We start from the raw sequence: 20,049 nt of genomic DNA, 5'->3' as shown, positions 1-20,049 counted from the left end.
GAATTTTATTGTTATCAATATTAACCAAGCATTTTTGCTTTTTTATGCAGGCGATTGGCGGCGTCTATGCCAGATAAAATAGCGCCTTCTTGCCATGCTGGTATATGAGAGCAATGCTCGCCAGTTAAGACGATACGATTGTCTATGCTGCACAGCGTATCGTAGTGCTGTTTGCGGCTAGATTCGCTCCAGATACCATAACAGCCCAAAGTCCACGGAATGCGATGCCAGACCACTGATGTCCCAGCACGAAACTCTTTGGGATACTGTGGGTGAATATATTTACCATAGGCCAGTGCGACGTTGATACGCTCCTGCGGCGTTAGGGTATTAAATTTATAAGAAGTAGCGCCAAAACCATACGCCCCTAATAAAACGCCTGTGCCGTCCTTAAACATATCCTCAGAGGGATAAGCGATTTGGGTAATTGGCATATTGGTATAGGTTAAGCCGCCATAGATCCACTCATCCTCTTCCCAAAAACGGCGCTTAAATTCTAGGCCGACTTTATAAGAAGTATCATAAGGCACTGCCGCCATCGCCTGCTTCATAGGCTTTGAGACATTGATATCAAGCTGGGTCAAGACAGTCAGAGGAATATTGCAGACACACCAATCCGCCCGTACCGTCTTCACCGTCCCTTCTGGGTTGTTGCTATCTACATAGCTGACCGTCACGCCCGTCTCATCTTGGTGAATCTTAGTGACCTTGGCATTAAATTCGATCATATCGCGGCACTCACGCGTAAAGGCGTCGCCTATCTTACCCATGCCACCTACTGGCTGAAACATCGTGGGCTGATGCGCATACGTCATATGATTGCTATAAATATCAGACCACATGCCTGAGTCTAGTATCTCACTCATCGGTAGCGGTTTTGAGGGTGTCTCTGTTGGCATAAGCCCGCCGCCTGGCAATACGCTATAGCCGCGGTGCTTGCTGGTGGCATTGCTCGCGCGATAACGATAGTCTTTGTCCAGCACGCCCCAACCTTTTAAGCCCTCTAGTAGCTTTTCTTTATCTTCGGTATTGACCGAGCGATCCAGGCCGCCGACGTTGACCACCTTGGACATCAGCTCTGCGATATTGCCTTGAATATCGTTTTTGACGTCCCCTAGACGCTGAGGGACACCGCCGAAGTAATTGGTCCGATGCAAATAAGCTCGATCATTGGTTTGGATAAACGGCTGCATTTCTACGCCAAATTTTTTGCAGTAATGAAACACTGCATAATGATGGCTCGGTAATCGCCAAGGCCCACCATTAAAATAATTGCCTTCCTCAAAGTCGCATGTCACTTCCGCACCGCCAAGCTCGGTATATCTATCTCCGCTATTTAGTGTCCAGCTACGCCCGCCGCCGCGGTTTTGAAACTCCAAAACCTTGACATTATAGCCTGCCTGACGCAGCTCATAAGCGGCCGTCAGACCACCCAAGCCTGCCCCAAGGACGATAATACTAGCGCCCGGAGGTGCCCCTTCAAGCTCCATGGACTCTTGAAATGTCGACTCAGAGGCAAACCCTAGCGTGGTCATCGCCTGATACATCGCCGTTGCTCCGGCTGTTTTACCGATCATGGAGAGCAATTGGCGCCGTGTTGGGGATTGGAGCATGTCTTTCATAATCATATCCTTAAAGTTGGTGCATGACGGTTCGCTTGTGGTTTTTTGCTCTGTGTGGCACCGCCAGTTTGAGTATTGATAGGCTATTTTCCTATAAAGCTATCAGCTTGGTAGCAGACTGATGATGCTACTATGCGATACTCAACGTGTGCGCGGCCGTCTGCCCTATTATTATTTGTGATTGGTTTTGCTAAATAGTCTGGCGTTACTTAGTAGCATCCATGACAAAAGACAGCAAGGTTACGACTGGCGTCTTTTGCGCATGATGGCTCGTATTATGAAGATGATGAGCAAAATCGCTACGATGATGCCAATAATCGCCAGTAAACCTGCGTATTTTATTAAAAACGGCTGCTCATTCCCTGCTGACGCAATACGTTCGACATCAGCAGCACTGACGTCGCTGTCTGTCAGTCCGCCGAAGTTTACGCGCACATAATTGGCGATACTGGCAATTTGTTCACTATCGAGCTGGTCGGCAAACCCAGGCATAATCGGTGAGGTATTGGTGCTGCCGACTACCCCATGCAAGATGATATTGACAAGCGCATCAGGGTTGTCACGGCGAATACTGCTCAGACCGACGATAGGAGAATACTGGGCATCCGGTTGACCATAACCATTGACACCATGGCAGCTACCACATGTCGCTAGGTACAAAGACTCAGGCGAATTACTGCTATTGCCCGCATCTGCTTTGGCCTGAGCCAGATAGTCTTTTTGTGCCAAAAGATCATGAGTGATTGAGTCATTGATAGGGGTTGGCAAGCGCGCCACATCGACAGCTGATACTTTGTCATCTGTCTGCACCGCTGGGATGGCTTTTAGATAAGAGGCGATCGCGCTTAAATCTTCGTGTGTGAGGTACTGCGTACTATGAGCCACGGCCTCGCCCATCGGACCGCCAGCATACGCCCGCTGATCCAGCTCCCCTGTCCGTAGATAGGTGACGATATCCTGCTCACTCCAACTGCCGATACCGCTTGACTCGTCAGGGGTGATATTGGGTGCATACCAATGCCCGAGCTGGGCACCAGATAGGTATTTTTCTTTATCAAACCCCATGGTGCTGTTACGCGGCGTATGACAAGTACCGCAATGCTCGAGATTATTGACCAAATACTCACCGCGCTGCTGCGTTGGGCTCAGGCCTTCACGGTTTTCGGTCGCTGGCACGTTTAAGAAGTTCCAGCCCAGCATTAGGGCACGGATATTAAAGGGAAACGGCAAATCAGTCTTTTGTTTGGGCGCTTCATCGACAGCGGGCACCGTTTGTAAATACGCAAATAGTGCCTTGATGTCTTCGTCATTCATACCATGATAAGAGGGATATGGCATGGCAGGATAAAGCATATGTGTAGGAGCACGGCCTTTTTGCAAAGCATTTTTTAGGTCTTTTTCGGTATAATCACCGATGCCATAACGTTTTGAGGGTGTGATATTGGTAGAGTAAATATCCCCCATGGGAGTCTCTATGGCGGTCCCGCCTGTATAGTCCTCGCCGTGACAGGCCATACAGTCAGCCGCCCTTGCGATATAAGCGCCGCGATTGACCAGCTCGCTATTGGCGGGGCTGACATTGGGCAAGCTGGCATTTGGTAGGGTGGCATCGGCAACGTTACTGCCTTGCGCCATGACGGTACCAGAGGTCATACCGATGACGAGCATCGATAACATCATAGAAAATGGCTTCATAATATCCTCTTATAGCTGGCATCTAGTTTTAATGATTTGATATTTTTAATTCACTAAGATGTTTTCATTATTGTTATCTTTTAATATTGGCTTCCTGACGTATCTTAAAAATCCATTTTTCCAGCATATGACTTATCAAATAATTTTTGACCAGATAATACATCTGCGTTGACCATCACTTATTTGGCACTGTATGCCTTATTTAAAGCAGCAGATAACACACTCATGGCCAGTATATTGCGCTTATTTTAATCTTTTACTGATTAGCCTCTGGTCTAAATCAGCCTTATAAATGGTTACTCGATACTCTCTACTCCCTTACTAATGTAAAGCTATTTTTCTGCTATTGCTTGCGTAGTAACTTATTACCTCCATTTTTTTACAAAAGTTAAAAAACTACCTGAGCCGACTCGCTTATATTTTTAATAATATACAAAAGCATATTTTATAAAACAGTTTAGAAATATAATAATCAAAAACAATGGCTTACCTTAAACATTCATTTTTATATTTTATTAAAACGCGCCATAATCTTGTATAATACTAAAACGCTGGCGTTATTTTTTACTTTGGCCTGCCTTTACTGTACATAATAGATACATTGCTGGATGCTGTATCGCCTATCAGACCTGTCATACAGTAATATCGCTTACCTATATTTTTCTATGTTTATATGATTTGCACCGACTTGTTTGTAGTTGGCAGGGCCCTTTTTGAGATTTTATTATGAAGTCACTATTTGCTTTATTGAGCACGATGATGCTGCTATCAGGCTGCCAGTCGTTTCAGTTTGTCGAAAGTCCTATTCCTGTCACCTCTGTGCCTACCACTCTGCACGCTCACGTTCATGAGGCCAAATAAAAACCTCTATAGTCGATTGGATATAAAACCAAAAAAAGCAGACAACATTGGCTGTCTGCTTTTTGGATACTATAGTCAGTTCGAAATAAAGTCGATACGCTCATATGCACGTGCAACTGGTACAAATTTTCCTTGCTTGCTGTGTCTACGCTGACAGATGCGGCGCAAAATTCATACCAGCTGCACTGTATCGGTTTTAAAGTAAATTAACTATATTTAAGTTAAGAGAGAATAATCACTGATGCTCAAACCATCCTCAAACCGACATAATCAGCTTAAAACAAAATTGTTAGAAATGTAGGAGATGCACCGCCTCTGTGGGAGCAGCACGTACATAAAACTTATACCAGTAGCGCCCTGTCACCTTTAGAATAAATCGACTATATGAAATAAACGGCCATATGATATAGCAAAGCTGATACTAGGGTCTGCTATCGGCTGGCTGATGTTTGATAATGGTCTTAGCCAAATGATTGCCAAACCAAATCGCGGTATCGATATCGCCAGGTCCTGGCGTCGTTTCAGGCGGCCCATCAAGCGACTGGGTCATCAAGCCCAAAAAGCTCGACAAACGGTTGAGGTCTGTCGCTTCGTGCCCCGTTGGCATTAGCGGCAAGCCAATCCAGTTCATACCATGCTGCATCGCATACAAGGATATCTGCTGTAAGACTGCGAGCTTATCCCCGCTTAAACCGCCTGAATTGGCAAAAGCGGCAGCCCATTTGCCCTCCCATTTTCGGTGGTACCAGCGCTTTGAGGTCTCGTCCATAAAAGTTTTGAACTCAGCGGTGACACTGCCCATATAGACTGCACTGCCAAATACCAACAAATCTGCCTGATCGACAAACGCCCAATCGATGTCGTGCACATCAATCGCGCGTGCCTGATCGGCGGGCAACTGAGTACGCGCACCTTGTACGATCGCTTCTGCGACGCGCTTGGTATGACCATAGTTACTATGATAAATAACCGCCATCGTTACGTTAGGCGGGCTTTGGGGAGCGGCAGCTGATGCAGAGGCTTCGGTTGATGTGTTCATACAAACTCTATAATGATAAATAAAAATAAAAAAAACGAAAATAAATAAAGGCCAAATCAGTGACCAATCAAACGACGTATCGTCTATGACATCTCGCCGCCCGTATGGCTCAAAGCGCCACGCACGATAATCAGTGCCATCCGCCCAGTCGCAGGCTGCTGCAAGTGGGTTTGCCGACGATAAGAATAATAGTGCGAGTCGGCATAGCTGCAGCTAATCGGCGCTCTGTTTGCTAGGTTCACACCCGCATGGCTGAGCTGGTCGGCGGCTATCTTAGGCAAATCTAGTGTGATCTTATCTTTACAGGCAGCAGAATCGGTGGTTTGATGCGCCGCTGACGTGGCCACATACAGCTGATCAAAACGCTCCGTACCGCTTAGGGTATGCGCAGGTAATGCCTGACTGTCTCGGCATCCTGCCAGTAGCTTGTCTCGCACGCGGCTGTCTACTTCGTAGTTGGCTTGGCTGATACACACCCCTATCCACGCCTGAATTTCTCCTGCCTGCGTAAAGCGCTGCACCGCCGCTGGAATGACACCGACCGCCAGCCCTTGCCAACCAGCATGAATCGCGGCAATCTGACCACTGGCGGGTTGGTACAGTACCACAGGCACACAGTCAGCGGTCATGATAGCCAGCCCTAACCCTGCTTGTTGACTGACCATGGCGTCCGCTGCCGCGGGCTGCATACTTAGCGGACAAGCATCGACATCATAAATATGCTTGCCATGAACCTGATCGACCCAATGCAAACGCTTAATATAGCGGCCTTGGGCGCGGTCAGTCGCTAAAGCGTCAACTGGCCTGAGCTGCTCGTTGATGGCCGCCAATACGCGCATGCGGTTGCCTAGTACCCTAACTGCATGATCATTGACATGCAGGCCTAAATTCAGCGCACCGTAGTTTGCCTGAGCGGTTGATTGCTGGCTTTGATATAAATCACTACTAATATCTGTATCTGTCTCAAGACAAGCGGCCGTTTGAAAGACCACCACATCATCAATGTGTGCCAGCACTGTCATTGGCAGGTTTTTTGTCATAGCAGCTTCCTGTCTCTTAGCACGAGTTAACGATAGCTCGCGTTAACAATAGTATGACGGTTACTCGTCATCGTAACCATCACTTAATACCGAAATAAGCGTTTGCATGTCTTCTGGCAGCGGTGTGGTGACTTCGATATCCTCGCCTGTGGTCGGATGGACAAACCCTAACGCATAGGCGTGCAACGCCTGACGCGGAAAGCTGCTAATCGCTTGACGCTGGGCATCGCTTAAACCTGCGCGTAATTGACGACGCCCGCCATAGACACGGTCACCAACTATCGGATAAGTAATATGGCTCAAATGCACACGTATTTGGTGAGTACGACCCGTCTCCAAACCGACGTCTAATAGACAGTAGTTTTCATTCAGCGGGGTTACCTCTAACAAATGAGTGACCGCCTCACGCCCTGCTGTCATCACAGTCATTTTTGTACGCTGATTACGGTGGCGACCGATTGGCGCATCGATACGGCGATGACGTAGCAGGCTTGCCGCATCTCCTGCGACTACGCACTGATAATGACGATAGACAGACTTGTCTTTTAACTGTTCCATCAAGGCCATTTGGGCGGGTTTGGTTTTTCCTATCAGTAGTAGCCCTGAGGTGTCTTTATCGATACGGTGCACCAGACCTGCACGCGGCAGATGGTGCTGCTGCGGATAATGATACAGTAACGCATTGACCAAGGTGCCCGTCTGATTGCCCGCGCCAGGGTGGACGACCATACCGACAGGCTTGTCAATCACCAGCACATCATCGTCTTCGTAGACGACATCGATGGCGATATTCTCTGGTTGATCTTCGCTGTGCTGCTGCAAAGTCGTGGACAGATGCAGCACATCTTCAGCTTTGACACGTACTTTGGGTTTTTGGACTTGGCCATTGTGTAGCAGGCTACCATCACTGATCCAGCCTTGTAATTGCACTCGCGAAAAATCCGTAAAGACTTGCGAAGCCAGCTTATCAATACGCAGACCAGCCTCGTCTTCTGTGACAGTATGGATCACATTCACCTCGGCTTGGTCAGCGGCTGGCGCATCATCATCCTCACTATCGTCAATGACATCACCATCGTCGCTGTCATCGCCCTCTTCATACGCGAATATCTCGCTATCTTCGGGCGCGGCCTCCTCTGCTGCTACACTATCGTGTAGCGGCTCATTGAGTGTCATCTGCGTGTCATCAGTTGGCTTACTATCATTCAAAACATCATTTGGCATCGGGTTTGGTGACTCTTGCGCTGTTGAATCAGTCATGAGCGAGTGATTCGATATTGGATGGGTGGAAGGGTTTGTCATAGCATCATCATTCATCATATGGTCATATGGTCATAACGCTGACATGGGCCAATAAGTCGATTTTGTCAGGCGGTCTTTATCTACTCTCTTTGTTTACTGTGGACATACTTTGGCTCAGACATCCTGATAAAACCCTATATTAACTACTTATTACAGGCTATCATTCATTCAAAATAATATGTCACTTTTAAAGTGTATCGACTATCACCAAAGCACTGCCCTCACAAAAAAAAGCAAAAACAATATCATCATAGTGTATCATGCTCAGCGCCTAAGCCCTATAGATGCAGTACAGTATCTGTCAGATTTTGCGCCTTATAGGCCAGTCAGTAATATCGCTTAACTCTCTGAAATATAACATGGCTGTAATTTACTGTATATTTGTCATCGTCAGGGGCATTGCTTATCGCTCGCTAAGGCCGCTCATGCTAAACTGCAAAAATCATCGAGGGTCTGCTATATTGTCAGTGTCAAGCAGGCGCAGCACAAGCACGCAGCCGCCAAAATATGGCATGTATGGTGATGGGCATAAAGATAAACCATAGACGAAGCACAAGTTATTATATAAAGTAAGCCATATTTTGCTGTATGCTATGGGGCTGTCTTTTGATATTGGCATGCTCAATAACAGACCATGAGCCGGTGCCTAAGCATCGTTTTTTATTATTAACCTTTTATATAGCATGGTAGCGCCGCTACTATTATGCGTCCTGTGTCGGAGAAAAAGTATGCAAGCTGTTGGCAATACGTTTATCAAACTGTCCTCAATCACCCTACTGGCGCTGAGCGTAAACCTTGTGGGTTGTCAGACCTTTAAAAATCTGACTGGCGGCAAAGACGTCGACGCGGTAGAAACGGCAGAGAAACCCGAGCAAGCTTACTATAACGATGCGATTACTCAGATTGATAAAGGACGCTATACCCAAGCGATCGAAGATTTGACCAATTTGCGCACTTTTTATCCCACCGGTCAGTATGCAGAGCAAGCGCTGCTTGACATGATGTATGCCCAATACGAAAGCGGCAAATATGAGATGGCGGCAGCCAGTGCTGAGCAGTTTATTCGTTTATATCCTTCTAACCCACAGGTCAGTTACGCTTACTATGTGCGCGGCGTTGCCAATATGCAAGGCTCATCTGAGGGTCTTAAACTGTTTAAGCTCAATCAAGCCGAACGTGATACAGCCTACTTCCGTCTGGCCTTTGCCAATTTTCAAGAGCTTATCAACAAATACCCAAACAGCCCATATACGCCAGATGCTGCGCAGCGCATGACGTTTATTTATAATCAATTTGCCGAAAGTGAGATGAGTGCAGCCAGATGGTATATCGAGCGCGAAGCCTATGTGGCAGCAGCCAACCGTGCCAAATGGGTGTTTCAATACTACCCACTTAGCGAATCTATCCCAGAAGCCATCGCTGTCCTTGCTTATAGCTATGACAAGCTTGGCATGACGGACTTGGCAAGTGAATATAAGACGCTGTTGCAGATCAACTACCCCACGTGGCTGACCCGTGATGGCCGCGTGAAGCTAAGTACCAAACGCGACCGTAGCTGGTTTAATAAGTTTACCTTTGGTCAGCTTGGACGCTCAGGCATGAAAGACACCTCGGTGGCGACAGGTGAGTACAATGGCGCAACCAAAACCCAAATAGTGCGCAATGCTCAGCAGCTCAGATTGCCCGCGAACAACACAGCAAATACCAATACAGCGCCAAGCAGCACATCGACTAGCAGCGCGCCTACCCGTAATCGCGGTATCAATATAGGTCTGGGCTTGCCTGAAGCTGAAACGGAGCGCGTGACCGATCAAGCCAGTACAGGCTCTACCGCCAGAGAAGCAAACGTCGATCCGCAAAACACCAATCCGGTACGCCGCACGACACCCGTAGAATAGGCGGTTTTTTAGCCCACAGTTTCTGACATCATAAAATAAGGTCAACACATTGTTGGCCTTATTTTTCTGTTTTTGTATGATAGCCAGACGCGCATAAACGCATATAGACACATATATCCATCAAAACCACTGACCTATGGTAAACTGTTTTTTGTATGAGCATCCCTAACCATATCCTTGAGCAACTAAACAGCCAAGCTGACTTGATCAGTATCATTGGTCGTCATACCACGCTCAAACGTGCAGGTAATGAGTATAAAGGCTGCTGCCCCTTTCATGGCGAAAAATCGCCGTCGTTTTATGTCAATCCACAAAAAAACATTTATCACTGCTTTGGCTGTGGTGTCGGCGGCAATGCCATCAGTTTTTTGCGTGATTATGAAAGCCTTACCTTTATTGAAGCGGTCAATGAGCTATCCAAACAAACGGGCATTGAAGTCCCGCAAGAAGAACAGCGAAATGTGAGCTATCAGCGCACCAAGCAGCCGCCTACTACTAAATCAGCGGCGCGGCCAATTAGCAAGTCACAAGCTGATAGTCCCTCATCACCACATAGGTCTTTTGATAATCAAGAGCAAACAAATCCTACCCACTATGCCGAACAGCCGGCCCACGATAGCCATGGCTATGACGATTACCCACCCTTAGCCGCCTATGACTTGGCCCCTTATGCAGCAGAGGACTATGGCTCAGACTACCCAAACGACGCCAGCTACCCGCCCGCTTGGCTAAGCGACTCAGATAGTGGTATGGGTTTTGATAGTGTCAACAGTATCAATGACGGGGCGCTTGATCAAGAAGGTAACTTGTACGATCTGCTCGAACAAATCCAGCAGTTTTATCAGCACAATCTGACCACGCATCCGCATGCCAAGCACTATTTTTTGTCACGCGGTATCACAGAGGATACATTTGAGACCTTTGGTCTTGGCTACGCGCCCTTTGGCTGGCAGCACCTTGAGCATCAGTTTCCGCAGGATATCGAAGGCCTAAAAGCCCTAGGACTGGTGCGGCAATCTGAGTCTGGCCGCGACTACGACTTACTACGTGATCGGGTGATTTTTCCAATTCGAGACAACCAAGGGCGCACCATCGGCTTTGGCGGTCGAGCGCTCGATGACGAGGTAAAACCCAAATACATCAACTCCTCAGACTCGCCTGTATTCCATAAGCAGCATGTGCTGTATGGTTACTATGAATCTCGCCAGCAGCGCGCCGACAGCTGGCTGGTGGTCGAAGGCTATATGGATGTCATAGCTCTCTACCAAGTTGGCATCTATGGCGCGGTGGCGTCCATGGGCACCGCCATTAATGAAAGCCAGATATCGCGATTACTAACGCTCAACCCGACCCTCACCCTGAGCTTCGATGGCGATAGCGCAGGACAAAAAGCGGCTTGGCGCACCCTTGAGGTGGCACTGCCGGTACTCAGTGACGACAAAGAGCTGCGCTTTTTGACCCTGCCCAATGGCCATGATCCTGATACCTTTATCAAGGCTCAGGGTAGCGATGCCATGCGCGAGCAAATCGTAAACGCCATGCCATTGTCGCAGTATATTTTTGCCTATCTCAGTGAGCGCCACGATTTATCCTTGGCAGAAGGCAAAGCCAAGCTGATGTCGCAAGTGCGCTCATTGACCGCGGCACTGCCCAAAGGCAGTAGCTTTCGTTACTTGCTAAACAACGATATTTACCAAAAGCTTGGCGGCAGACGCAACCAAAACAAAGACGCCAAAGATGCGCTGCTAGATTTTGATGGTGAGATGACCATCAGCCAGCAGTTGCAGCTGTGTTTTTTGTTTCAGCCGCGGGCGTTGCTCGATGACCCAATAGAGTCGATTTGGCGGCAGGCAGGTATTCATGATTTGCAGCTACCTGCCCATATCAGACAAAAAACCTCAGCCGATACCTTGCGGCCTTTGGCGTGGCAAGACTTGCAAGATAACGAATTGCTGGATATCGTCAGTACCATCACGCGCTGCTTAAAGTACTTGCCTGCAGATGTAAACGCGGCTGCTCATTTTGTCATGTCAAATCTCCAGCCCAGCACGCAAGAAAACCTAAGCCGTAGCTGGAGTGGTTTTTATCGCGCCTTGACAGCGCGCAATATCTTAAGCCTCGATGGTCTCATTGAAGAGCTGGTCAGCCAGCTACTTGAGCGCAGCATGAAGAAAAAAATACAAGATTTGATAAAAAACCCTGACCATATCAAGCTGGCGATTGTCCGTAAGCAGACCCAACTGCTAAATGACTGGCTACGCGCGCAGCAAGCAGAGCAGTCAGCACAGATGACCACGGTCTAGGGTCGATTGATGTATGGGGGATGACAGTTTTGAAAATGTTATTTTTAAAAATAATGCCTTTAAAAATGCCTTTTTAAAATAATAATTAGACCTGCTAAAAACCGCTGGTTTTTATTAAAAAAGCACATCCCCTTTAAAAGTATGGCCGCCGCCCCCACTACTAGTGATTATGCCAAATAGCCTGCGCACGACTTGATGAGCGGCTAAATAAAAAGACCGCAAATAATCAGTAAAAAACCGTTGGTCACTATCACTACCTCGTGCTTGATGACTGCGGTCTGTGGTAAACTGTGGCGCTGCGTATTGACAGCCTTGTTTACTCTCTGCTGATTGGCAGATGTCTTTAGATAGATTTTAGGGCGCGTCCTCATTTTTTAGCCCATTTGTGTGACTATCGACTGAATTGAGGGTATGTCCTAATACCGATATTGCGTCTTGTTTTAGTACTTGATGTTTTTTAAGTTTTTAGCTGTTTTTAGCAAAATTATTGTAGTGTTTTGAGCCTTTATTCATATCCACTCATTTTTGATATTATTGACAACCTCTACGCCATATTTTGATCAATCGATTGATAAGATCAACGCACCCCAAGAGCGATAGCGAGTCACAATATAAAAATGTCCGATGCAAGTAAGCGAGTATTTATGAAAGATAAGTCAGTTTCTCAGTCCACATCTCAACTGGCCACCTTAATCCAAATGGGTAAAGAGCAGGGGTATCTAACCTATGCTGAGGTGAATGACCAACTGCCAGACTCTATTACCGAAAGCGATCAGATCGAAGATATTGTGCAGATGCTAACCGACGTTGGTATCAAAATCTTCGAATCTGCGCCTGATGCCGATGACATCTTGATGAACGATGACTCAAGTGATGATGACATGGCAGCAGACGAAGCAGCGGCTGTACTCGCCTCTGTTGAGACTGAGCCTGGTCGCACCACTGACCCTGTGCGTATGTATATGCGCGAGATGGGCACGGTCGATTTGTTGACCCGCGAAGGCGAGATTGCCATCGCCAAGCGTATTGAAGAAGGTATCCGCGACGTGCAGCATGCCATGGCTTACTGGCCAGGTACGGTGCAGTTCGTCCTTGACGAGTATCAAAAAGTACAAGATGGTGAAAAGAAACTGTCCGATGTCATCACAGGTTTCTTAGATCCTGAAACTGAAGAAGACAAAATTACCGCTCAAGAAGCCAAAGACGCGGCAAAAGAAGAGCGTGAGCGCATCAAAGAAGAAAAAGAAAATCCACCCGTTATCAAAGCCAAGGTCAATGCCAAGGCAGCCGCGCTTGACGATGAGGACGACGAAGACGAAGACGACGTGGAAGAGGAAGCGGAAGAAGAAACCAGCGGCCTTGATCCAGAAGAAGTCCGTCTGCGCCTAGAAGAGATCGAGCACTTATTTAACAAAGCCAAACAAGCCTTGCTTGATTATGGCCGTGGTAGTGTCGAAGCAGATGCTGCCTATGCGCTATTGGCAGAGCGTTTTATGATGCTCAAGCTCAATAACCGCCTATCAGATCAAGTCATGGCCATCATGCACGATGTCTATGACGATGTGCGTAAGCAAGAGCGTCAAATCATGCGTTTGGTGATTCGCCGTGGTCGTATGCCGCGTGACGAGTTCCGTAAGACCTTTCCTAGCAACGAAACCAACGTCGATTGGCTCATTGAGCGTATCAAAGGTAAGCCTGCATTTGCCGGCACCCTAGAAAAAGTCGCCGACGATGTGATTTTATTGCAGCGCCGCATTCGTGACTACGAGCAGCAGCTCGACATGAAAATCCACGATATGAAAGACGTCGCCCGCCGTATGGCCGTCGGTGAAGCAAAAGCGCGCCGCGCCAAAAAAGAAATGGTCGAGGCCAACCTACGTCTGGTCATCTCTATCGCCAAAAAATACACCAACCGTGGTCTACAGTTCTTGGATCTCATCCAAGAAGGTAACATCGGTCTGATGAAGGCGGTCGATAAGTTTGAATATCGCCGCGGTTATAAGTTTTCGACCTATGCGACATGGTGGATTCGTCAGGCGATTACCCGCTCTATCGCTGACCAAGCGCGCACCATCCGTATCCCTGTGCACATGATTGAGACCATCAACAAGATAAACCGTGTCTCACGTCAGCTGCTACAGGAGATGGGACGCGAGCCGACGCCTGAGGAGCTAGGCGAACGCTTAGAGATGGACGAAGTCAAAGTCCGTAAAGTGCTCAAAATTGCCAAAGAACCGATCTCGATGGAGACGCCTATCGGTGATGACGAAGACTCACACCTAGGTGACTTTATCGAAGATGGTACCATCTCAAGCCCTGTTGACGATGCCACAGCAGCTGGCCTACAAGAAGCGACACGTGATGTATTGGGCAATCTCACCGAACGTGAAGCGCGCGTGTTAAAAATGCGCTTTGGTATCGATATGCCAACCGATCATACACTAGAGGAAGTCGGCAAGCAGTTCGATGTCACCCGTGAGCGTATCCGTCAGATCGAAGCAAAAGCTCTGCGTAAACTGCGCCACCCTTCGCGCTCTGAGCATCTACGCTCTTTTTTAGAGAACGACTAAGTTATCAGGGATATACGGAGTCTAGATAATAGGTCTCAAGTATTTGCTAATAATAATTTTGCTAACATGAAAAAGCTGAGTATATCTCAGCTTTTTTTGTGTCTACTCATTGTGTCGGTCTATGTGTCGAGGCCGCTTATTCATTATGTCTACTTATTGATAGATACCATACAGCTTTCATTGATTAATCAATAAACCGTCTTTGTACCTCATCATCTATCCTCTCAAAAGCATTTCATTCAAAAAATCATTGCCTTTATGTATTATTGAGCGTATAACCACCTAGCACAGCTAGCGCTGTATACTGATGCATATCTGGGCGTGATCGACAGCTTAAGTGTGGAGCTGCTGTATGCAGAAGGACTGTATGAGCGGCGTTTTAAAGCCATGCTCATGCTTTATCACACTACTATTAAACAGCTGACAAAAAAATAGATTTTTAAATCTAGGTCACTTTTATATATAGTCGATACACTCTAAAATGTCATAGCGCTACTGGGATGAATTTTGCGCAGCCTCTGGGAACGCAGCACGCAAGTAAAATTTATACCAGTAGCGCGTTTAAATCTATAACAGTTTTACATCCAGCTAACTATATGGTTATTTGAGCATCACTTGCTAATGGTGGCTGTTCTCGCCTATCATAGAGCGGATTTACTTTAAACGCTATTTTATCGCTATTATTAAAAAATAAACCTTAAAAACAAACCTTGTCGGGGTGCTTTGATTTTTTTGTCGTCAATCAAAATCATGGCTGAGAGTTACCCGCGAACCTGATGCAGTTAGCACTGACGTAGGAAACAAGCGTGCCGATATATAAGTCACATTGACGCCACAACTTGCCAATCTATGTTATTTAGACTGGCAAACGAGTCATGTCTTTTCACCTATGCGCCCTACGCTTTGCTTACTGGTATTTTATAAAGGTAAGTAAAAACCATGAACTACCAAACACTACGTCACCGCTGCCCCACGTGGGATGACTATATTCAGCATGACTTTGTCAAACAATTGGCCGACGGCACCCTCGCCCCTGATAGCTTTCGCCACTACCTTGTCCAAGACTACCTATACTTAATTCACTATGCTCGCGTGATGGCGCTGAGCGTGTATAAGAGCGACACACTGGCACAAATGCGCGTCGGTCAAGCAGGGCTAAACGCCATGCTCGATATGGAGATCGGCATGTATCTAGACTTTTGCCGTCTTTGGGATATCCCTTTGCACGAGGTCGAGGGTGCGCCTGAATCTGCTGTTACCATCGCCTATAGCCGCTATATATTAGACGCTGCCATGTCAGGCTCTTTGGCGGCGCTGTATGCCGCAATTGCGCCTTGTCTGATGGGTTACGGAGAGATTGGCAAGCGCATTAAACAAGCTGGATTTATCGCCGGCAACCCTTATCAGCCTTGGATTGATGTCTTTTCTAGCGATGACTTTCAGGCCATTACCGCGCAAAACGAAGCACAGATTGACCTGCTATTGGCAGATGCCAGCACAGCACAGGCCGATAAGTTCCAGCGCTTATTTGACACCGCCGCGCGGATGGAAGTCAGCTTTTGGCAGCAGGCGTTGGACTTGTCTTAGACTGTATTTTTTATAGTATGATTCACCGACTTTAAATCAGCGATAGTCCTACTCGCATCGTATCTTATACATTCATTTTATTTAAAATTGATGATAAAACAACAACCACCCTCAAGGAGAGATTTTATGGCAGCATTTGATGAGCACGCCAGCGCATACGACAGCTGGTTTTTGGACAACCAAAACTTACTGGCCAGCGAGCTAAAGCTAGTGGCGCACTTTTTGGATAAGGACAGTGAGATACTGTCTATCGGCTGCGGTAGTGGTCTGTTTGAGATGCTACTGGCCAAGGATTATGACATCCACATCAAACACGGCATCGAGCCGTCAACAGATATGGCAAAAATCGCTGAAAAACGCGGCTTGCTAGTAGATATCAGCCCTGCCGAAACCAGTGAGATTGCGCCCAATAAATTTGACATCATTATGTTTAACGGCAGTGTCAGCTATATCAGCGACTTGGACTTATGTATCAACAAAGCCTTTGACGCGCTAAAGACTGGCGGCAAACTTATCCTCATTGACGTCCCAAAAGAAAGCGGCTTTGCCAGTCTTTATAATCTGGCCAGTGCGGTAGATAGCTGGGCGCATCCCCTGCTCGCGCACATCTCCCCTGCCAACCCCTATCCTATCGAGTTGGTCCGCTCTGCCAATTGGCGCACCACTGATGAAAAAATCAAACTGATGCAGGCCAATGGCTTTACCGACTTGCAATACGCGCAGACCCTACTGACCCACCCTATGTATGCCAATGACCAAGTGCAAGAGGTCATCGAAGGGTATGATCGCGGTGATTATGTGGCTATTTGTGGGTATAAAAAGTAGCTGTGGCCAAAGACACTTGAATAATACCAGCTGCGCCATCATAAACAGAACAATGTATTTTTATAACAGCGAGGCAAGATTATGAGTGACGACCCAAAAGATAACGGCCAAAACCCGACTGCTCACCGAGCGGTCAATGTCACTAACCTAACCCCTAATGACGGTGTGCTAAAAGGCAAAAAAACCGATATCCAAAACCCAGAGCTGTGGGACTTTCCGATGAACTACCCGATGAGCATCATCGGTCATGAAGGCGAGCATGAGACCTTACTTAACGAAGTCAAGCTTATCCTCGGTAGTCAGTTCCCTGATTTTGATTTGGCCTCGATAGATGTCAAACCCTCAAAAACAGGCCGCTTTCACTCAGCACGCGTCAATCTGTATCTGACCGAAGCTGAGCAAGTAAACACGCTGTATGCTTCTCTTGATAGCGCCAAGACTGTCCGCATGGTGTTGTAGGGCTTTTTGTCACGATAAGCGCTGCTAACCGACGAGCTGATGGACTTTTAAAAAAACCAGTCCGTTTTTCGTCTAAATCGTCACTCATATGAGTGGCGATTTTTTATGGTCTGCTGTACAATCTGCATCCGCATCGTGCAGCTGCAAAACAAGGCTATAGATCAATTTTTTGGGCGGCAATAAAAAGTAAATGTCTACCACATTTTTACAAAAAAAATTATCCACGAGGCTATTCGCCCCTAACCCTTATGCCATCACCCTTTGCCAAAATTGGCGGCCTCGGCAACCTCTTAGCAACATAGATTGCCACTAAAATCAATATAGCATTTTCAAAAATTTCCCGCTATATTGTGCCTACCTACTAACAAATACGCTATATGTAGTGCTCAGTGAATTTTTAATTTACTACGAGCAGCGGTAGAGTTTTGCCTAAAAAAACACCCTACCACCACAAGACAGCTATAGCGTCATAAAGCATGCCAGCGGGCTATTTCCGCTTTGCATCACAATAAGCAATCAACTTAAGAGGGCAATATGACACACATCGACAAAATCAAAGTGACCAAACGTGACGGACGATTAGAGCTTATTGATTTGGATAAAATTCATAAGGTGATCGAATGGGCCGCGCACGATTTAGATAATGTGTCTGTCTCACAAGTTGAGCTAAAGTCGCATATTCAGTTTTATGAAGGCATCAAAACCCGTGACATTCACGAAACCATCATCAAGTCTGCCGCAGATTTGATCTCTGAAGAGACGCCTGATTATCAGTATCTGGCCGCGCGCCTTGCTATCTTTCACTTGCGTAAGATTGCGTATAACAAATTTACCCCGCCGCACCTATTTGATCATGTGACGACTCTGACAGAGGCAGGCAAATACGATGAGCATATCCTAGCCGACTATAGCCGTAGCGAGTTTGATGAGTTAAACGAGTACATCGACCACTGGCGCGATATGAATCTTGCCTATGCCGCGGTAGAGCAAATGGCAGGCAAATACCTCGTACAAGATCGCGTCACCAAGCGCGTTTATGAAAGCCCGCAGTTTTTGTATATGCTGGTCGGTATGTGCCTGTTTGCCAACTACGACAAGGCCAGCCGCTTAAGCTATGTCAAACGCTTTTATGATGCGACCTCACAGTTTAAGATTTCCCTACCGACGCCTATCATGTCGGGTGTGCGCACGCCATCGCGTCAGTTTAGCTCGTGCGTCTTGATCGAATGCGGCGATAGCCTAGACTCTATCAACGCCACCACCAGCGCCATCGTGCGTTATGTGTCACAGCGCGCTGGTATCGGCATCAACGCTGGTCGTATTCGCGCCCTTGGCAGCCCTATTCGCGGCGGTGAAGCGCAGCATACTGGCTGTATTCCATTCTATAAATTATTCCAAACTGCGGTGAAGTGTTGCTCACAAGGCGGCGTACGCGGCGGTGCTGCAACGCTGTTTTACCCACTATGGCATCTAGAAGTTGAGTCGTTACTCGTCCTCAAAAACAACCGCGGCGTCGAAGACAACCGCGTCCGTCATATGGACTATGGCGTGCAAATCAACAAAACGCTATACACTCGCCTGATCAAAGGCCAAGACATCTCGCTGTTTTCGCCCTCGGATGTCCCAGGCTTGTATGATGCGTTTTTTGAAGATCAGGACAAATTTGAAGCGCTATACACCCAGTATGAGCAAGACCCAAACATCCGTAGCCGTCAAATCCCAGCTGCTGATTTGTTCAGCCTGATGATGCAAGAGCGCGCCAGTACGGGTCGTATCTATATCCAAAACGTCGATCATTGCAACACCCATAGCCCATTTGACGCGAGCGTGGCACCGATTCGCCAGTCAAACCTGTGTATGGAGATTGCCTTACCGACCAAACCACTTGACAACATCAATGACGAGACTGGCGAGATCGCGCTTTGTACGCTATCAGCGGTCAATTTAGGTAAAGTCGAGAGCGTCAGCGACATCGAAGAGCCAGCAGAGCTGATCGTCCGTGCACTAGACGCCCTACTCGACTATCAAGACTATCCGGTCAAAGCTGCTGAAAATGGCAGTATGCGTCGCCGTACCTTAGGTGTGGGAGTGATCAACTATGCGTACTACTTGGCCAAAAATGGCGTGCGATACTCAGATGATTCAGCATTGGGTCTGACACATCAAACCTTTGAAGCACTACAGTACTATCTGCTCAAAGCCTCAAACAAATTGGCCAAAGAGCAAGGCGCGTGCCCTGCCTTTAATGAGACCACGTACTCGCAAGGTATTTTGCCGATCGATACTTATAAGTCTGACTTGGATAACATCTGCCAAGAGCCACTACATCTCGATTGGGAAACGCTACGTAGTGAGATTACCGAACACGGTCTACGCAACTCGACCCTTACCGCCTTGATGCCGTCTGAGACCTCAAGTCAGATCGCCAACGCCACCAACGGTATCGAGCCACCACGCGGTCTGGTGTCTATCAAAGCCTCAAAAGATGGCATCTTAAAGCAAGTCGTTCCTGAGATTGACAAGCTAAAAGAGCAGTACGAGCTACTATGGCAAATGCCAAACAATGACGGTTACCTAAAGCTGGTCGCTATCATGCAAAAGTTCGTCGACCAAAGTATCTCAGCCAATACCAACTACGATCCGGTGCGTTATGAAGGAGGCCGTGTACCGATGAAGATATTGCTCAAAGATTTGCTAAACGCTTATAAAATGGGCGTGAAGACGTTGTACTACCATAACACCCGTGATGGTGCCAATGACGCGCAAGCGGATATGGAAGATGATTGTGCTGGCGGTGCTTGTAAGATTTAGAGCTTTCTCATAAAGTCTATTACACAATTATAAGTTT

The 20,049-nt window shown here is 47.3% G+C and carries 13 protein-coding genes; 8 read left to right on the top strand and 5 right to left on the bottom strand.

All coding sequences use genetic code 11. The features are described from left to right. Positions 1-20 precede the first annotated feature (20 nt). On the bottom strand, positions 21-1,622 hold the full coding sequence (locus tag JFC05_RS05385) for a flavin monoamine oxidase family protein (protein ID WP_198336079.1): 1,602 nt from the start codon (positions 1,620-1,622) through the stop codon (positions 21-23). Between the two features lie 240 nt (positions 1,623-1,862). Continuing rightward, positions 1,863-3,317 (bottom strand): cytochrome c, encoded by a 1,455-nt coding sequence (locus JFC05_RS05380; RefSeq protein WP_198336078.1) that lies wholly within the window; start codon positions 3,315-3,317, stop codon positions 1,863-1,865. A 726-nt stretch (positions 3,318-4,043) separates the two neighbouring features. On the opposite strand from JFC05_RS05380, the gene JFC05_RS12845 reads away from it, so the two are divergent. Further along, positions 4,044-4,178 (top strand): hypothetical protein, encoded by a 135-nt coding sequence (locus JFC05_RS12845; RefSeq protein WP_265089355.1) that lies wholly within the window; start codon positions 4,044-4,046, stop codon positions 4,176-4,178. Positions 4,179-4,599: 421 nt separating this feature from the next. Here JFC05_RS12845 and JFC05_RS05375 read toward each other — a convergent pair whose 3' ends face one another. From JFC05_RS05375 to JFC05_RS05365, 3 genes are all read right to left on the bottom strand, one after another. Continuing rightward, on the bottom strand, positions 4,600-5,217 hold the full coding sequence (locus JFC05_RS05375) for a flavodoxin family protein (protein WP_198336077.1): 618 nt from the start codon (positions 5,215-5,217) through the stop codon (positions 4,600-4,602). Positions 5,218-5,300: 83 nt separating this feature from the next. Next, entirely contained in the window at positions 5,301-6,257 is a 957-nt protein-coding gene (locus JFC05_RS05370; RefSeq protein WP_198336076.1) for a purine nucleoside phosphorylase YfiH/LACC1 family protein, read from the bottom strand. A gap of 60 nt (positions 6,258-6,317) precedes the next feature. After that, positions 6,318-7,559, bottom strand: a complete 1,242-nt coding sequence (locus JFC05_RS05365) for an RluA family pseudouridine synthase (protein WP_227697424.1) — start codon at positions 7,557-7,559, stop codon at positions 6,318-6,320. 728 nt (positions 7,560-8,287) lie between these two features. Between JFC05_RS05365 and JFC05_RS05360 the strand changes: the two genes are divergently transcribed. From JFC05_RS05360 to nrdA, 7 genes are all read left to right on the top strand, one after another. After that, the gene (locus JFC05_RS05360; RefSeq protein WP_198336075.1) at positions 8,288-9,457 is read left to right on the top strand and encodes an outer membrane protein assembly factor BamD; all 1,170 of its coding nucleotides are present in this window, start codon (positions 8,288-8,290) and stop codon (positions 9,455-9,457) included. Between the two features lie 155 nt (positions 9,458-9,612). After that, complete coding sequence (locus JFC05_RS05355) at positions 9,613-11,760, top strand: DNA primase (protein WP_198336074.1); 2,148 nt, start codon at positions 9,613-9,615, stop codon at positions 11,758-11,760. A gap of 644 nt (positions 11,761-12,404) precedes the next feature. Next, positions 12,405-14,330 carry an RNA polymerase sigma factor RpoD gene (rpoD, locus tag JFC05_RS05350; protein ID WP_198336073.1) on the top strand — a complete coding sequence of 642 codons (1,926 nt, stop codon included), beginning with the start codon at positions 12,405-12,407 and terminating at the stop codon, positions 14,328-14,330. Between the two features lie 939 nt (positions 14,331-15,269). Beyond that, positions 15,270-15,917, top strand: coding sequence for a thiaminase II (tenA, locus tag JFC05_RS05345; RefSeq protein WP_198336072.1), 648 nt, complete (start codon positions 15,270-15,272; stop codon positions 15,915-15,917). A 126-nt stretch (positions 15,918-16,043) separates the two neighbouring features. Then, positions 16,044-16,742, top strand: a complete 699-nt coding sequence (locus JFC05_RS05340; RefSeq protein ID WP_198336071.1) for a class I SAM-dependent DNA methyltransferase — start codon at positions 16,044-16,046, stop codon at positions 16,740-16,742. Positions 16,743-16,823: 81 nt separating this feature from the next. Next, entirely contained in the window at positions 16,824-17,201 is a 378-nt protein-coding gene (locus JFC05_RS05335) for a YbeD family protein (RefSeq protein WP_227697423.1), read from the top strand. Between the two features lie 534 nt (positions 17,202-17,735). After that, positions 17,736-20,012 (top strand): class 1a ribonucleoside-diphosphate reductase subunit alpha, encoded by a 2,277-nt coding sequence (nrdA, locus tag JFC05_RS05330; protein WP_198336070.1) that lies wholly within the window; start codon positions 17,736-17,738, stop codon positions 20,010-20,012. Positions 20,013-20,049 lie beyond the last annotated feature (37 nt).

It is taken from the genome of Psychrobacter celer (assembly GCF_016107555.1).
Lineage (GTDB): Bacteria > Pseudomonadota > Gammaproteobacteria > Pseudomonadales > Moraxellaceae > Psychrobacter > Psychrobacter celer.
This window is presented reverse-complemented; position numbering and strand designations above follow the sequence as displayed.

Coding starts and splice junctions, on each gene's coding strand:
- JFC05_RS05385 (WP_198336079.1), bottom strand. CDS start 1,622: ATGAAAGACATGCTCCAATCCCCAACACGGCGCCAATTGCTCTCCATG.
- JFC05_RS05380 (WP_198336078.1), bottom strand. CDS start 3,317: ATGAAGCCATTTTCTATGATGTTATCGATGCTCGTCATCGGTATGACC.
- JFC05_RS12845 (WP_265089355.1), top strand. CDS start 4,044: ATGAAGTCACTATTTGCTTTATTGAGCACGATGATGCTGCTATCAGGC.
- JFC05_RS05375 (WP_198336077.1), bottom strand. CDS start 5,217: ATGAACACATCAACCGAAGCCTCTGCATCAGCTGCCGCTCCCCAAAGC.
- JFC05_RS05370 (WP_198336076.1), bottom strand. CDS start 6,257: ATGACAAAAAACCTGCCAATGACAGTGCTGGCACACATTGATGATGTG.
- JFC05_RS05365 (WP_227697424.1), bottom strand. CDS start 7,559: ATGACAAACCCTTCCACCCATCCAATATCGAATCACTCGCTCATGACT.
- JFC05_RS05360 (WP_198336075.1), top strand. CDS start 8,288: ATGCAAGCTGTTGGCAATACGTTTATCAAACTGTCCTCAATCACCCTA.
- JFC05_RS05355 (WP_198336074.1), top strand. CDS start 9,613: ATGAGCATCCCTAACCATATCCTTGAGCAACTAAACAGCCAAGCTGAC.
- rpoD (WP_198336073.1), top strand. CDS start 12,405: ATGAAAGATAAGTCAGTTTCTCAGTCCACATCTCAACTGGCCACCTTA.
- tenA (WP_198336072.1), top strand. CDS start 15,270: ATGAACTACCAAACACTACGTCACCGCTGCCCCACGTGGGATGACTAT.
- JFC05_RS05340 (WP_198336071.1), top strand. CDS start 16,044: ATGGCAGCATTTGATGAGCACGCCAGCGCATACGACAGCTGGTTTTTG.
- JFC05_RS05335 (WP_227697423.1), top strand. CDS start 16,824: ATGAGTGACGACCCAAAAGATAACGGCCAAAACCCGACTGCTCACCGA.
- nrdA (WP_198336070.1), top strand. CDS start 17,736: ATGACACACATCGACAAAATCAAAGTGACCAAACGTGACGGACGATTA.